The 15356-nt window shown below is 69.7% G+C and carries 12 protein-coding genes and 2 tRNA genes; 11 read left to right on the top strand and 3 right to left on the bottom strand.

Translation table 11 applies throughout. From position 1 onward, the window contains the following. Positions 1-34 precede the first annotated feature (34 nt). Genes RV986_RS17960 through RV986_RS17950 form a run of 3 tightly spaced genes read left to right on the top strand, consistent with a single transcriptional unit; the run spans position 35 to position 3184 of the window. Complete coding sequence (locus tag RV986_RS17960; protein ID WP_475918369.1) at positions 35-1720, top strand: TerD family protein; 1686 nt, start codon at positions 35-37, stop codon at positions 1718-1720. An 11-nt stretch (positions 1721-1731) separates the two neighbouring features. After that, a complete protein-coding gene (locus tag RV986_RS17955) occupies positions 1732-2412 on the top strand; it encodes an AIM24 family protein (protein WP_475918368.1) in 681 nt (226 codons plus the stop codon). 16 nt (positions 2413-2428) lie between these two features. Next, a complete protein-coding gene (locus RV986_RS17950; RefSeq protein WP_475918367.1) occupies positions 2429-3184 on the top strand; it encodes an AIM24 family protein in 756 nt (251 codons plus the stop codon). 108 nt (positions 3185-3292) lie between these two features. On the opposite strand, the gene RV986_RS17945 is transcribed toward RV986_RS17950, so the two are convergent. Next, on the bottom strand, positions 3293-3820 hold the full coding sequence (locus tag RV986_RS17945; protein ID WP_475918366.1) for an NUDIX hydrolase: 528 nt from the start codon (positions 3818-3820) through the stop codon (positions 3293-3295). Then, positions 3817-5286 carry a zinc-dependent metalloprotease gene (locus RV986_RS17940; RefSeq protein ID WP_475918365.1) on the bottom strand — a complete coding sequence of 490 codons (1470 nt, stop codon included), beginning with the start codon at positions 5284-5286 and terminating at the stop codon, positions 3817-3819. The genes RV986_RS17945 and RV986_RS17940 overlap by 4 nt, the downstream gene beginning before the upstream one ends. Before the next feature lie 190 nt (positions 5287-5476). On the opposite strand from RV986_RS17940, the gene RV986_RS17935 reads away from it, so the two are divergent. From RV986_RS17935 to RV986_RS17920, 4 genes are all read left to right on the top strand, one after another. Next, positions 5477-6592 carry an SDR family oxidoreductase gene (locus RV986_RS17935; protein ID WP_475918364.1) on the top strand — a complete coding sequence of 372 codons (1116 nt, stop codon included), beginning with the start codon at positions 5477-5479 and terminating at the stop codon, positions 6590-6592. 454 nt (positions 6593-7046) lie between these two features. Continuing rightward, positions 7047-7508: a molybdenum cofactor biosynthesis protein MoaE gene (locus tag RV986_RS17930; RefSeq protein WP_475918363.1), complete on the top strand. Its 462-nt coding sequence runs from the start codon at positions 7047-7049 to the stop codon at positions 7506-7508. 145 nt (positions 7509-7653) lie between these two features. After that, complete coding sequence (locus RV986_RS17925) at positions 7654-7860, top strand: hypothetical protein (protein WP_475918362.1); 207 nt, start codon at positions 7654-7656, stop codon at positions 7858-7860. Positions 7861-7946: 86 nt separating this feature from the next. After that, entirely contained in the window at positions 7947-9044 is a 1098-nt protein-coding gene (locus RV986_RS17920; RefSeq protein ID WP_475918361.1) for a YlbL family protein, read from the top strand. A 92-nt stretch (positions 9045-9136) separates the two neighbouring features. On the opposite strand, the gene RV986_RS17915 is transcribed toward RV986_RS17920, so the two are convergent. Beyond that, positions 9137-9679, bottom strand: a complete 543-nt coding sequence (locus RV986_RS17915) for a PPA1309 family protein (RefSeq protein ID WP_475918360.1) — start codon at positions 9677-9679, stop codon at positions 9137-9139. Positions 9680-9822: 143 nt separating this feature from the next. Here RV986_RS17915 and RV986_RS17910 point away from each other — a divergent pair, with 143 nt between their 5' ends. The 4 genes from RV986_RS17910 to RV986_RS17895 all read left to right on the top strand — a co-directional run bounded on the left by RV986_RS17910 (position 9823) and on the right by RV986_RS17895 (position 15231). Then, entirely contained in the window at positions 9823-12837 is a 3015-nt protein-coding gene (locus RV986_RS17910) for a UPF0182 family membrane protein (RefSeq protein ID WP_475918359.1), read from the top strand. 67 nt (positions 12838-12904) lie between these two features. Further along, a tRNA-Met gene (locus tag RV986_RS17905) sits at positions 12905-12978 on the top strand. A 265-nt stretch (positions 12979-13243) separates the two neighbouring features. Further along, on the top strand, positions 13244-15067 hold the full coding sequence (locus tag RV986_RS17900) for a tetratricopeptide repeat protein (protein ID WP_475918358.1): 1824 nt from the start codon (positions 13244-13246) through the stop codon (positions 15065-15067). A gap of 90 nt (positions 15068-15157) precedes the next feature. Next, positions 15158-15231 (top strand) — tRNA-Met (locus RV986_RS17895). The last annotated feature ends 125 nt before the right edge of the window (positions 15232-15356 follow it).

The following is a 15356-nucleotide window of genomic DNA, read 5'->3' as shown; positions in this document are numbered from 1 at the left end:
CAATCGCATTCGGGATGGGGGACGGTCGTTACGCATGGCCAGGGAATTCCAACGCGGCCACAAGGCCAGGATCAGTGACCTCACCGCGGGCACCGATCTGTACGTGGGTGTGCAGATCACCGGCCCGGGGCTGACCTTCGACATCAGCTGCTTCGGTCTGGACGCCGACGAACGGCTTTCGGACGACCGGTTCTTCGTCTTCTTCAACCAGCCGAAGACCCCCGAAGAATCCATCCAGCTCCTTGGCGCCCAGTCGGGCGACACGGAGTCCTTCCGCGTCACGCTCGACCGGATCCCGGCGCAGATCCAGAAGCTGGCGTTCACGGCGACGATCGACGGCACGGGCCAGATGTCGCAGATCGCCCCCGGGTATCTCCGTGTCGTCGCGGGCGGCGAGGAGGTGGCCCGGTACTCGTTCAGCGGCGCGGAGTTCTCCACGGAGCGTGCCGTGATGCTGGGTGACTTCTATCTGAAGGACGTCTGGCGGTTCGCCGCCGTGGGACAGGGCTTCGACGGCGGCCTTGATGCGCTGCTGAAGAACTTCGGTGGTGAGGTCGCGGAGGAGCAGCCCGCCGCGCAGCAGCCGCAGGCAGCCGGGGCACCGTCCTTCGCGCCGCCCGCCCAGGCCGCCGCGCCACCCGCCTTCGGCGCTCCGGCCGCACCCGCTCCTGCGCCTCCCGCGCCGCAGCCCGCCGCGCAGGGGTTCGTGCCGCCTCCCGCTCCGGCGCCCACCGTGCCCTCGGTGCACGCCGCGCCGACCATCATCGCGCCACTGCACGCCCCGCCGGGCGGCAGCGTGCCACCGCCGGGTCCGGCGCCGTACGCCCAGCCCCCCGGTCCCCCCGGTCCGCCTGGTCCGCCGCCCGGATACGGTCAGCAGCCTCCCGGCCAGACGGCTCCCATGCCGCCCGGCTACGGCCAGCAGGCCCCGCCGGCACCTCCCGGCTACGGGCAGCAGCCGCCGTTCGGGCAGGCCCCGGGCCAGCCGCCCGGTCAGTACCCGGGCCAGCCCGGCGCGCCCTCCCCGTACGGCGTTCCCCAGGGCGCCCCGCAGGGCGGCGCGGGTGTGACCGCCGCGCTGGGTGCCTTCAAGGAGACGCCCACCGGTCAGCGGTGGACCCAGCAGAACAAGAAGCTCATCCGGGTCGACCTCGGCATCGGCGGTCAGCCCGTGCTGGCGCGCCAGGGCAGCATGGTGCTCTACCAGGGCAAGGTCGACTTCAGCTACAAGGGCGCCGGCTTCGCCGGGCGGATCGTGGGCAACGCGACCGGCCAGGAGATGCAGCTGATGCGCTGCACGGGACAGGGGCAGGTCTTCCTCGCGGAGAACGCCACTCACGTGCACCCCATCGAACTCCAGGGCGACGCGATCTGTGTCTCCGCGGAGAGCGTGCTCGCCTTCGACGAGTCCCTGCAGTACGAGGTCCGCCGCATCGAGGGGCACGGCATTCCCGGCGGCGCGCTGTTCACCATGCAGTTCCAGGGGACCGGCACGATCGTCGTGAAGACGCACGGCGCCCCCGTCGTGCTGCCCGTGACACCGACGACCTTCGCCGACTGCAACGCCGTCGTCGCCTGGTCCGCGGCCTCCCAGGTGATCGTCTCCAGCCAGGTGCGGATGCGCCGCAACGCCTACCCGGGCGACACCGGGGAGAGCGTGAACCTCCAGTTCCGCGGCGCGCCCGGCAATTTCATCGTCGTCCAGCCGTACGAGGTCTGAGGGAGCCCGTCATGAACCAGCCACTCGCGGGCTTTGCCCCGGCACCCGTCACCGCCCGCATGGAGAACCACGGCAACCACATGCTGAAGGTCGCCATGCAGACCGGAAACGACCTCTTCGCGCGCGTGGGCTCGATGGTCGCCTACGAAGGGTTCGTCCAGTACGAGCCCAACCCGCCCGCCGTCCGCCAGATCGCGCGGGACTGGATGACCGGTGAGGGCGCGCCCCTCATGAAGTGCACCGGTGACGGCCTGCTCTACCTCGCCGACTACGGGGCGAACGTCGTCGTCATCAACCTCAACGGGGACGCGATCTCCGTCAACGCCACCAACCTGCTCGCCTTCGACGCGCACCTCACCTGGGGCGTCGAGCGCGTCAAGGGGCTCGCCAAGTTCGCCGGACAGGGCCTGTGGAACACCAAGATCTCCGGCCAGGGCTGGGTCGCGCTGACCTCCCGGGGCAAGCCGATCGTGGTCGACTGCGGCGGCGGTGAGGACGAGACGTACGTCGACCCGGACGCGCTCGTCGCCTGGTCCCCGAACCTCAAGGTGAAGGGCAAGCGCAGCTTCAAGGCGCAGTCGCTGATCGGACGCGGCAGCGGCGAGGCGTACCAGATGGCGTTCTCCGGGCAGGGCATCGTGGTCGTCCAGCCCAGCGAGGACAGCACCGACCGCCTCCGGATCCGGGGCTGAGGGGGAGCACGACATCATGCAGAGCCCGCTTTTCGGCTACAACGAGCAGCAGACCCAGGAGCGCTACAGCCTGCAGAACTCGCAGATGCTGCGGGTCGTCCTGGAAGGCCACGACGACATCCTCGCCCGTAAGGGCACCATGGTCGCCTACCAGGGGCTCGTCGAGTTCGACGCCGAGTACCAGAACAACAGCCAGCACCGTGCGCGTGCGTACACCGGTGAGGGACTCGACCTGATGCGCTGCCACGGGCAGGGCACGGTCTACCTCGCGAACCTCGCCCAGCACGTCCACGTCGTCGACGTGGACCAGGACGGTCTCACCGTCGACAGCAGCTACGTCCTGGCGATGGACTCCGCACTGCACCACGAGGTCATCGCCGTGGACAGCCAGTACGGCATCTCCGGCTCCGGCAAGTACCAGCTCAACATCACCGGCCGCGGCAAGGTCGCCCTGATGACCTCCGGAACGCCGCTGATGATGCAGGTCACGCCGGACAAGTACGTCAACTGCGACGCCGACGCGATCGTCGCCTGGTCCACCAGCCTGCGCGTCCAGATGCAGGCCCAGACGCACTCCTCGGGAGTGTGGCGGCGCCGCGGCAACACCGGTGAGGGCTGGGAGCTCAGCTTCCTCGGCCAGGGCTTCGCGCTCGTCCAGCCGAGCGAGCTGCTGCCGCCGCAGAACACGCAGATCGGCTCCGGGCTGCGCGCCCAGTACGGGATGGGGCAGCAGGGGGCCCGGGCGCAGAACCAGGGCAACGTCTGGAGCTGACCGGCGACGGTCGGCCGACCGGATGACGGTCCGGGAAACAAACGTAAGGGGCGACCGCCCAGGCGGTCGCCCCTTACACATTGCTCGGGCCCGAGCCGCGCGCGTGACTCAGGCCGAGAGCCGCGCCCGGGTCGCCTCCAACAGGCGTACGACCGAGGCGTCCGCCACGTCCGCGACGTTCTCGTAGGAGAACCAGCGCAGGTCCAGGGACTCGTCGCTGATCGCCGCCACGGCCTCGGCCGGGGCGAGCGCGGCGTACTGGACGTCCAGGTGCCAGTTGCACGGCGCCGGGATGGCGTGCCGGTCCAGGGCCACCGGACCGCCCGGCAGCAGAGTCAGCCCCTCGATGCCCGATTCCTCGGTCGCCTCGCGCAGCGCGGCCGCCGCCAGTGCCGGGTCGCCGGGCTCGCAGTGGCCGCCCATCTGCAGCCACATCCGCAGCTTGCGGTGCAGTGTCAGCAGGACACGGCCGCGAGCAGGGTCGATGACCAGCGCGCTCGCCGTGACATGCCCCGCCGTGCAGGACTTCCACATGCCGTCGGGGTGCTCGGACAGATGGTCCAGATAGGTCTGGCGCAGCTCTTCCTGCTCCTCGTACTGCTTCAGTACGAGGACCGCGTCGTCGTACAGGCTCACTCGGTGCCGTCGCCCTTGTCGTTGCCCTTGTCGTCGTTCTTGTCTTCGTTCTTGTCTTCTTCGTTCTTGGAGGTGTCGTCCTTCTTCAGGCTCGGCTTCTCGGCGGAGTCGCCGGCCGCCTCGCCGAGCATCTTGTCGATCTCGGAGAAGTCCAGCTGCTCGCGGTGCACGAAGCCGTCCGGGTCGTCCAGGTCGGACGCCGTGGGCAGCATGTCCGGGTGGGCCCACAGGCCGTCGCGGCCGTCGACCCCGCGTGCGTCGGTGAGCGAGGCCCACAGGCGCGAGGCGTCCCGCAGCCGGCGCGGGCGCAGCTCCAGGCCGATCAGCGTGGCGAAGGTCTGCTCGGCGGGACCGCCCGTGGCACGGCGGCGGCGCAGCGTCTCGCGCAGCGCGTCCGCGGACGACAGGCGCGGCTTCGCGGCCGAGTGCACGACCGCGTCCACCCAGCCCTCGACGAGTGCGAGTGCCGTCTCCAGACGGGCCAGCGCGGCCTTCTGCTCGGGCGTGTCCTCGGGCTGGAACATGCCCTGCTGGAGGGCGTCCTGCAACTGTTCCGGGTTCTGCGGGTCGAGCTGGCCGACCACGTCCTCCAGTTTGGCGGTGTCGACCTTGATCCCGCGCGCATAGCCCTCGACCGCGCCGAACAGGTGCGAGCGCAGCCACGGCACATGCGCGAAGAGACGCTGGTGGGCGGCCTCGCGCAGGGCGAGGTAGAGCCGCACCTCCTCCTGGGGGATGCCCAGGTCCTTGCCGAACGACTCGATGTTCAACGGCAGCAGCGCGGCCTTGCCGACCGGGCCGAGCGGCAACCCGATGTCGGTCGAGCCGACCACCTCGCCCGCCAGCACCCCGACGGCCTGCCCGATCTGCGTACCGAACATCGCGCCGCCCATGGAGCGCATCATGCCGATGAGCGGGCCCGCCATGGCCTGCATCTCCTCCGGCAGGACCTCGCCCATGGCTGCGCCGACGCGCTCGGCGACCGGGTCGACGAGCTCCTTCCACACGGGCAGGGTCGCCTCGACCCACTCCGCGCGGCTCCAGGCCACGGCGGAACCGGCGCCGGACGGCAGGGACGTCGCGTCGTCCAGCCACAGGTCGGCCAGGCGCACGGCGTCCTGGACGGCGGTGCGCTCGGCGGGACCGACGCTCGCGTCCTTGGTGCCGTCGGAGGTGCCCTGGGAGACCGTCTGGCGGGCGATCTGCTTGGCCATGTCCCAGTTCACCGGGCCGCCCTCGTACGAGAGCATCTGGCCCAGCTGCTGGAACGCGGCCCCCAGGTCGTTGGGGTTCATGGAACCGAACATCGCTGCGAGCGGATTGTCGGCGCCGGGGCCGCCGGCTCCGGGCAGCCCGAAACCGAACGGTCCCTGACCACCGCCGCTCTCCTGGTCCTTCTTCTTGCCCTCGTCGCCGTTCTCCGGCTCCTCCGGCGGAAGGCCGAATCCGAATGGGGTGTCACTCACGGGATTCCTCGGCTGGTAAGGCCGCCGGTTCGTTCCGACGGCGGCTGCCCGACAACACACCCAGCGTAGACACCAGAGCCCGATCGGGCCTCGGTGCTTCGCCGACTCTCCGCCTGCGGCAGGATGGATGCCACCTGGTACGGACGCGTCACGCGTGTCCGTTACTGAAGACAACCGCTGGAGACGCCCGGTGAGTTCCCCAGATCCACAGGTTCGCGCAGCGCGAAACCACTCAACCAGTCCGCCCTTGCGCGGGCCCGTCGTCGCGGTCACCGGCGCCGCGTCCGGTGTGGGCGCCATGCTCACCGAGCGGCTCGCCGCCAGCGAGGAGATCAAGCAGGTCATCGCCATCGACGAGCGCCGTGGCGAGTGCGCGGGAGCGCAGTGGCAGATCCTCGACGTCCGGGACCCCGCGATCGCCGAGAAGCTGCGCGGGGCGGACGTCGTGGTGCATCTCGCGCTCGACCTCGATCTGGAGACGGACGCGGCGGCGCGCACGGCGTACAACGTCCGGGGGACGCAGACCGTGCTCACGGCCGCCGCCGCGGCCGGGGTGCACCGGGTCGTGCTGTGCACGTCCGCGATGGTCTACGGGGCGCTGCCCGACAACGAACTGCCCCTCTCCGAAGACGCCGAATTGCGGGCGACCGCCGAGGCCACGGGAGTCGGGGACCTGCTGGAGATCGAGCGGCTCGCGCGCCGCGCGCCGCGGGCGCATCCGGGGCTCAACGTCACCGTCGTACGGCCGGGCGTGTTGGTCGGTGGCGGTACGGACACCGCGCTGACCAGGTACTTCGAGTCTCCTCGGCTGCTCGTGGTGGCCGGGTCGCGGCCCGCCTGGCAGTTCTGCCACGTCGAGGATCTGTGCAGTGCTCTGGAGTACGCCGTCCTGGAGAAGGTCGACGGGGAGCTGACCGTCGGGTGCGACGGGTGGCTGGAGCAGGAGGAGGTCGAGGAGCTGAGCGGGATCCGGCGGATGGAGTTGCCGTCCGCCGTCGCGCTGGGGGCCGCCGCGCGACTTCACCGGATCGGGCTCACTCCTTCGCCCGCCGGGGACCTCGCGTACACGATGTATCCCTGGGTGGTGAGCGGGAGCCGGCTGCATGACGCCGGGTGGCGGCCGCAGTGGACCAACGAGGAGGTTCTCGCGGAGCTGCTGGAGGAGGTCGCCGGGCGGCACACCGTGGTGGGGCGGCGGCTGGGGCGGAAGGATGCGACGGCGGCGGGGGCGGCGGGGGCGACGGTTGCGTTGCTGGGTACGGCTGCGTTGGTTCGGCGGGCCCGGAAGGCTCGGCGGCGGATCTGAACCCGTGCCGGGTTCCGGGCACGTGTTTTCGGGTGCGGGTGCGGGTGCGGGTGTGTTGTGGCTGGGGCCAGGGTTTCGCCCCCGCCGCCCCTACCCTCCCCCAAGCTCTCGGCTTCGCTCGAGCAGGGCGGACCCCCATCATCCCCAACCCGGGGGCTGCCGCCCCCAGACCCCCGCATCGGCCTGAACGGCCTCGTCCCCAATCGCCGGACGGGCTGGGTGGCGCGGGCGGGGGAGGGGGTGCGGCCTTCGGTCTCGTCCTCAAGCGCCGGACCCGCTGACTGGTGGGGGTGGGCGGGGGCACGGCTGTCTTCGGTCTTGCTCTTGAACGCCGGACCGGCTGAAGGCCTCCGTCCTCCTGCGTGGGTTTGTAGGAGGCTCCAAAAGGGGTACGCGGGCGTGCCGGGGGAATGCGGTATTTCTCGGTGTCGGTGGGGTACGGCACGATGGGCTCATGGCACCTACCTTTGACCATCCCGGTGAGCGGGCCGCGCAGGATCCGATACGGCTGCTGGCGATCCGGGAGGAACCGCTCTCCGTGGACGAGGTCTTCCGGGCCGTCGGGGACGACGCGGCCGGAGGGACCGCGCTGTTCGTGGGGACGGTGCGCAATCACGACGGGGGTGCCGACGTCGACGAGCTGGGGTATTCGTGCCACCCCAGTGCCGAGACCGAGATGCGACGGGTCGCCGAGAAGGTGGTCGCCGAGTATCCGGTGCGGGCGCTGGCCGCCGTGCACCGTATCGGTGACCTGGCCGTCGGCGATCTCGCGGTCGTCGTCGCCGTGTCGTGTCCGCACCGCGGTGAGGCCTTCGAGGCGTGTCGCAAGCTGATCGACGATCTGAAGCACGAAGTGCCCATCTGGAAGCACCAGAAGTTCTCCGACGGTACGGAGGAGTGGGTCGGCGCCTGCTGAGGGAGGCGGACGGGTGAGGGAGACTCACCGATCTCTCACCCGGCCTCCGGTTGCGTAACCGACCCCCTGGCGTGAGCGTTAACAAGGCAGATGGTTAATCTGCTGATCAGTCAGTTGCGGTGGCTCATGGGGTTGGGAGGTCGGCATGGCGTCGCTCGCCTGGTTGCTGATTCCGCTTTTGGCCGCGATCGGTGCCGGACTGTGGGGAACGTGGGCCGGCCGGAACCGCAAGACGGCCGGAGACGGCATCGAGCTTGAGGGATACGCACGCTTCCGCGCGGCCATGGAACGCTCCGACGCCGTCACGGAACGGCCCGGGACCCCGGAGAAGTCCCACTCCGACGCGGTCTGAGGGCGGCGCGGCCGCTCCAGAGGATCCGGGCCCCGTACGGACGGCCCCGACAGTGCGCTGACAGCACCGTCCCGTACTGTCGTGGCATGCCACGCCGCACCGCGACGATGCTCGCCTCCACCCTGATCCTGATCGCGCTCCTGTGCGCGGGAGTGTTCATCAATGTGCCGTACTCGGAGATGTCACCGGGACCGACGGTGAACACCCTGGGCGAGCACGACGGCGAGCCGGTGCTGCAGATCTCCGGGCACAAGACATATCCGACGACCGGGCATCTGAACATGACCACTGTCCGGGTCACCAGCGCCGACTACAAGATGAACCTGGTGGAAGCCGTCTACGGATGGCTCGCTCATGACAACAAGGTCGTGCCGCACGACACGCTGTACCCGGACGGCAAGACCGAGCAGCAGTCGACGCAGGAGAACGCCGAGGAGTTCAGCCAGTCCCAGGAGAGCGCCAAGGTGGCCGCCCTGAAGGAACTGGGCATCCCGGTGACGTCCTGGGTGATCGTCTCCACCGTCGTCAAGGGCTCCCCGGCCGAGGGGCGGCTGCACGCCGGTGACGCCATCAAGAGCGTCGACGGTACGGCCGTCAAGGCGCCCGACGACGTCGCCAAGCTGGTCACCAAGCACAAGCCCGGCGAGAAGGTCGTCTTCACCGTCGTGCCCGCCAAGGAGCAGGCCACCGCCGAGAAGGCGGGCAAGACGGCCACCGCGACCACGGATGTGACCATCACCACGGCGAAGTCCAGCGACAGCGGCGCGTCCCGCGCCATCGTCGGCATCTCGGCCGGCACCGATCACACGTTCCCGTTCAGCATCGACATCAAGCTCGCCGACGTCGGCGGCCCGAGCGCCGGACTGATGTTCGCGCTCGGCATCGTGGACAAGCTGACCCCGGGCAACCTCACCGGCGGCAGGTTCGTGGCCGGCACCGGCACCATCGACGACGCCGGAACCGTCGGCCCGATCGGCGGCATCGAGCTGAAGACCGTCGGCGCGCGCGAGAAGGGCGCCCAGTACTTCCTGACGCCCAAGGACAACTGCGCGGCCGCCGCCAAGGACACCCCCAAGGGCCTCACCCTCGTCAAGGTCAACACCATCGACGACGCGATGAACGCCCTCAAGGACATCAGCTCCGGCAAGACCGCCGACCTGCCGAAGTGCACCACCAAGAGCTGAGGGACGGACAGGCGCCGGAAGGCGTGGGCCGTACGTCGTGACGGGGGCGCCCTCGAAGTCCGAGGGCGCCCCCGTCCGCGTACACCGGGACGTCAGTCCGCGAACGTCGCCGACAGCGCCTCCGCCAGGCCCGGCACCAGGCCCGCCCCCGTCAGGACCTCGGTCGGCGCGTCCTTCTCGCGCAGCCGCAGTGCCGAGTCGCGGGTGCCGTCGCGCAGGACACCGACCGTCATGCGGACCTCCTGCCGGTCCGGATGCTCGGCGACCCACCGCGCGAGCTTCTTGTCGCTCAGGCCCTCCGGAACCGAGGCCTCCGCGGACGGCGGGAGCATCAGCCGCTCCACGGTGAGCGCGCAGCCGACCACGGCGTCCGGCCAGGCGATGGTGCCGAGGAACTCGTCCAGCGGCTTGCCGGCAGGGATCTCGTCCTGCTCGATGGGGGTGAGACCGGTGGTCTCGGGCTCGTCCTGCAGGCCGAGCTGGGCCGCGAGGTCGGGTTCCTGGGCCCGCAGTCGCGCGGTGTCTACGAGGGCGAAGAGGCGAGCGGGCTGGTCCCAGCCGAGGCCGGAAGCGTACTCGTCGATCTCGAGTACGGCCCGGGTGAGCGGGCTCGCTGCCATGGGAGTGTTGGACATGGTCACAATCCTGCCTCGTTCGTACCCGGAACCGGGAACCGAGTAAAGCGTGAGTAAGTTGCATAGATGAGGCTCCTCGATCTCGGAGCCTGACGGATGGTCCGCGTACACGAGGACCTGACGGATCAACAGCGAACTTCGAGGTGCGCACCTTGGCTTTCCAGATGCCGGACCGCGGCGGAGGCCCGACGGGGCCACGGATCAGAGTGGGCCGACCCTCCCGGCGTGTCCGGACCCTGCTCATGACACTGGGCGTGCTGGCCGTACTGGCCATGGCGTTCGTCATGTTCGCGGGATTCTGGACGGACTGGCTCTGGTACCGGTCGGTTCACTACTCGTCCGTCTTCACGACCACCCTGTGGACCAAGATCGGGCTCTTCTTCGTCTTCGGCCTGATCATGGCGGCCTGCGTCGGCGTGAACATCTGGCTGGCGCACCGGCTGCGACCGCCGCTGAGCGCGATGTCGATGGAGCAGCAGAGCCTCGACCGGTACCGGATGGGCATCGCCCCCTACAAGAGGTGGCTGCTGCTCGCCATCACCTCCCTGGTGGGGCTGATCGCCGGCGCGTCGGCCTCGGGCCAGTGGCGCACGTGGCTGATGTGGGTGAACGGGGTCCCCTTCCACCAGAAGGACCCCCAGTTCCACCTCGACGTCTCCTTCTACGCCTTCGACCTGCCCTGGTACCGCTTCCTGCTCGGCTTCGGCTTCGCCGCCGCCGTGCTCTCGCTGGTCGCCGCGGCCCTCACGCACTACCTGTACGGAGGGCTCAGGATCACCTCCCCGGGGGCGCGCGCCACGGCCGCGGCCACCGGGCACCTGTCGGTGCTGCTGGGCATCTTCGTCGCCCTGAAGGCGGTCGCCTACTGGCTCGACCGGTACGGGCTCGCCGTCAAGTCCAGCGACTTCAAGGCGACCGGCAACTGGACCGGCCTCAGGTACGTCGACGCCAACGCCTATCTGCCGGCCAAGACGATCCTCTTCTGCATCGCCGTCATCTGCGCCCTGCTGTTCTTCGCCACCCTGTGGCGGCGCACCTGGCAGCTGCCCGTCATCGGCTTCGGCCTGATGGTGCTCTCGGCGATCCTCATCGGCGGTCTGTACCCGGCGATCGTGCAGAAGTTCCAGGTCCAGCCGAACGAGCAGGCCAAGGAAGCGCCGTACGTCGAGAAGAACCTCAAGGCGACACGTGAGGCGTACGGCATCGACGGCGCCCAGGTCACCGAGTACGAGGGCAAGAGCACCACCAAGGACAAGACCAAGCTGCGGGACGACGTCGACAGCGCGGCGAGCATCCGGATCATGGACCCGAACATCGTCTCGCCGACGTTCCAGCAGCTGCAGCAGATGAAGAACTACTACGCGTTCCCGACCAACCTGGACGTCGACCGGTACCGCGAGGACGGTAAGGACCAGGACACGGTCATCGGTCTGCGTGAGCTGAACCTCAACGGCATTCCGAAGAACAACTGGATCAACGACCACTTCCGCTACACCCACGGCTACGGAGTGGTCGCGGCCAAGGGCACCGAGGCCGACTCCGAGGGCCGCCCGGTCTTCACCGAGTCCGACCTGCCGTCCACGGGCGACCTCGGCACGTACGAGCAGCAGATCTACTACGGCGAGAAGACCAACGCCTACTCGATCGTCGGCGGTCCCCAGAAGGAGATCGACTACTCCGACGACAGCGGTGAGAAGACCACCAGCTACAAGGGCAAGAGCGGCGTCAGCCTCTCCAGCCCGATCAACCGGGCCGCCTACGCGGTGGCGCTCGGCGAGCCGCAGATCCTCTACTCGGGCGCGATCGGCGAGGGTTCCCGGATCCTCTACAACCGCACCCCCAAGGACCGCGTCGAGGCCGTGGCGCCGTGGCTGACCATCGACGGCGACGCCTACCCGGCCGTGGTCGACAAAAAGATCCAGTGGATCGTCGACGCCTACACCACGACCAACGGCTACCCGTACGCCTCCCGCACCACCCTCGGCGACACGACGGCCGACTCGCTGACGGCGACCAACAACCAGCGCGCGGTGATGGCCCAGCAGAACCAGGTCAACTACATCCGCAACTCGGTGAAGGCGACCGTCGACGCGTACACCGGCGAGGTCAAGCTCTACCAGTGGGACACCAAGGACCCGGTCCTGAAGACCTGGATGAAGGCGTTCCCGAACACGGTGAAGCCGAAGGGCGACATCTCGGCCTCGCTCATGGCCCATCTCCGGTACCCGCAGGACCTGTTCAAGGTCCAGCGGGAGCTGCTCACCCGCTACCACGTGAAGGACGCACAGACGTTCCTCAGCGGCAGCGAGGTGTGGCAGGTCCCCGACGAGCCGACCAACAAGTCGGGCGACGCGGTCCCGCCGTACTACCTGAGCATGAAGATGCCCGACCAGTCCGCGCAGGCGTTCTCACTGACGACGACCTTCACGCCCAACGGCCGGGACAACCTCAGCGCGTTCATGGCGGTCGACTCCGAGGCGGGCACACCCGACTACGGCAAGATCAGACTCCTGAAACTACCGACGGACACCACCGTCAACGGGCCCAAACAGGTCCAGAGCCAGTTCAACTCCGAACAGGACATCGCCGAGACCATCAGCCTGCTCAGCCGAGGTCATTCGGACGTCGAGTACGGCAACCTGCTCGCGGTCCCGCTCGACGGAGGACTGCTCTACGTGGAACCCGTCTACGTACGCGGTGGCGGACTCAAATACCCGCTGCTGCGGAAGGTGCTGGTGAGCTACGGCACCAGCTACGCCTTCGAGGACACGCTCGACCAGGCGCTCGACAAGGTCTTCGGATCGGACGGTTCGACCACCACACCACCGGAGACCGGCACCACCAACCCGCCCACGTCCACCGATCCAACGGTCCAACAGGCCCTGAAGGACGCCCAGAAGGCCTTCGACGCCGGCCAGGAAGCCCTGAAGAAGAACGACTGGACGGCGTACGGACAGGCGCAGAAGGATCTCCAGGACGCCCTGAAGCGGGCCGAGGACGCACAGGCCACGGCCGACAAGACCACCGGCGGCAGCAAGAGCAGCGACCAGAGCGCGAGCCCGAGCCCGAGCGGCAGTCCCAGCGGCAGCCCCAGCAGTAGTGCGAGCGGCAGTCCCAGCAGTAGCCCCAGCAGTAGCCCCAGCAGCGGTACGAGCTAGCGCAGCGGCCGATCAAGCCGCTGGTCAGAGCCCACCCCGCGCCCGTGGTACGGTTGCAACACAACGGCGCGGGGTGGAGCAGCTCGGTAGCTCGCTGGGCTCATAACCCAGAGGTCGCAGGTTCAAATCCTGTCCCCGCTACTGAAAAGCGAAGGCCCGGATCCTCAAGGATCCGGGCCTTCGCCGTGTGCGGACACACGTACTGCGCCTGTATGACGACACGCGGACGACGCGTACGCGCACTACGCACGGGGGCGATCGGCGACTCGCCCGAAGACTGCTCCATCCGTGGGGAGTTGGAAAAACTGTGTTTGACTTGTCTCTCTGTGGGCATGTCGACAAAACGCTGAAGTGACCTCACTGACTGCGGTATACCAGGTGTACCCAGGTTGCAGGTGGTGCGACGATGGACGTTATGGGGGACAAGGCAACTCTGTTGGAGACAGGGCGTTTTGTGCAGCCTTCAGACCGGGACGAAACCGGCGAGGCTGCGGAGGAAGCACGTCAGCGGCTCGCCGCCGAAGCCGGCGAAGTCGAGGCGATGAGTGTCCTCGGAGCGATGCTGCTGCGCCGCGGTGATCTCGACGGAGCCGAGCCTCAGCTGCGCGCGGCCACCGCCGCCGGTGACCGCGCCGCCGCCAACAACCTGGGTGTCCTCCTGCACCAGCGCGGGTACACCGACGAGGCCGCCGGATGGTGGCGGATCGCCGCCGTCGCCGGTTCCGCGGCCGCCGCGCACGCGCTCGGGCGCTACCACCGGGAGCGGGGCGACGAGCCCGCCGCCGAGTACTGGCTGCGCCAGTCCGCCGAGCAGGGCCACGCCCTCGGGGCGTACGCGCTCGCCGATCTGCTGGAGCACCGCAGCGACGTCGGCGCGCAGCAGTGGATGCGGGCCGCCGCCGAGCGGGGCCACCGCGAGGCCGCCTACCGGCTGGCACGCACACTCGACCGCAAAGCGGCGGACGCGGGCGAGGGCAGGGCCGACAACGGCGTCCTCGGGGTCATAGGAGCCGCCGGCGAAGAGGCCGAGCAGTGGTACCGGCAGGCCGCCGCGCGCGGGCACCGCCGCGCCGCACTGCACCTCGGGGCGATCCTGGAGAAGCGCGGCCACCTCAAGGAGGCCGGGCGCTGGTATCTGACGTCCGCCAAGGACGGCGAGGCGCGGGCCGCCTGCGCACTCGGCTTCCTGCTGCGCGACGCCGGAGACACGGAGAGCGCCGCCGTGTGGTGGCTGCGGGCCGCCCAGGACGGGGACGGGAACGCCGCCAACGCGCTGGGAGCGCTGCACGCCGAGCGCGGCGAGACACAGACCGCCGAGCGGTGGTACCGGGCCGCCATGGATGCCGGTGACGTCAACGGCGCCTACAACCTCGGGCTGCTCTGCGCCGAGCAGGGGCGGACCGCGCAGGCCGAGCAGTGGTACCGGCGGGCCGCGTACGCGGGACACCGCGAGGCCGCGAACGCGCTGGCCATTCTGCTGCTGCAGGTCGGGGACTCGGCCGGGGCCGAGCCGTGGTTCTCCAAGGCCGCGGAGGCCGGCAGCGTGGACGCCGCGTTCAACCTCGGGATCCTGCACGCCGGGCGGGGAACCGAGGACGACGAGGAGGCGGCGCTGCGGTGGTACGAGCGGGCGGCCGCCGCCGGACACACCGAGGCGGCGCTGCAGGTCGGAATCGCGCGACTGCGGGACGGGGACGAGCAGGAGGCGGAACGGCACCTGAGGTGCGCGGCGGGAGGCGGCAGCGCGGAGGCCGCGTACCGGCTCGCCACCGTCCTCGACGCCCGGCGGCCGCCGGCACCCGCGCACGAGCTCGGGGAGCCGGCGCACGAGAAGACCGAGTGCGAGGAGTGGTACGAGCGGGCTGCCTCCCAGGGGCACCGGCGGGCACAGGTGCGGGTCGGGATGCTCGCCGCCGCGCGCGGTGACGTGGTGGAGGCGGCACGGTGGTACCGGTCGGCCGCGGAGGCCGGCTCGCGGAACGGGGCCTTCAATCTCGGGCTGCTGCTGGCCCGGGAGGGGAGCGAGCCGGAGGCCGCGCTGTGGTGGACCCGGGCGGCGGACGCGGGACACGGACGGGCCGCGCTGCGGCTCGCGCTCGTCTACGCGCGGCGGGGGGAACTGGCGGAGGGACAGCGGTGGGCCGACCGAGCCGTTTCGCTGGGGCCCGCGGAGGTGGCCGAGCGGGCGGCCCGGCTGCGGGACGCGTTGCGGCAGGAGCTGTCCGCGTGACGGTGGTGGTTGTCGCGCGGCAGTCGACGGGGCTTTCGTCATCGCGATTTGCACTGCTCCACCCGGTTGACGTAATGTTCAGTTCAACGACGCGGGGTGGAGCAGCTCGGTAGCTCGCTGGGCTCATAACCCAGAGGTCGCAGGTTCAAATCCTGTCCCCGCTACTGAAACCGAAGGGCCCGGATCTTTGAGATCCGGGCCCTTCGGCATTCCTTGACATTCCTTGGCACTCGTGGGTTTTTATGGGTGTTTCTGGGCTTTCGGTTAGGGAGAAGCCCCGGCGCTGGTT

Source organism: Streptomyces sp. RLA012 (assembly GCF_056270325.1).
This window is presented reverse-complemented; position numbering and strand designations above follow the sequence as displayed.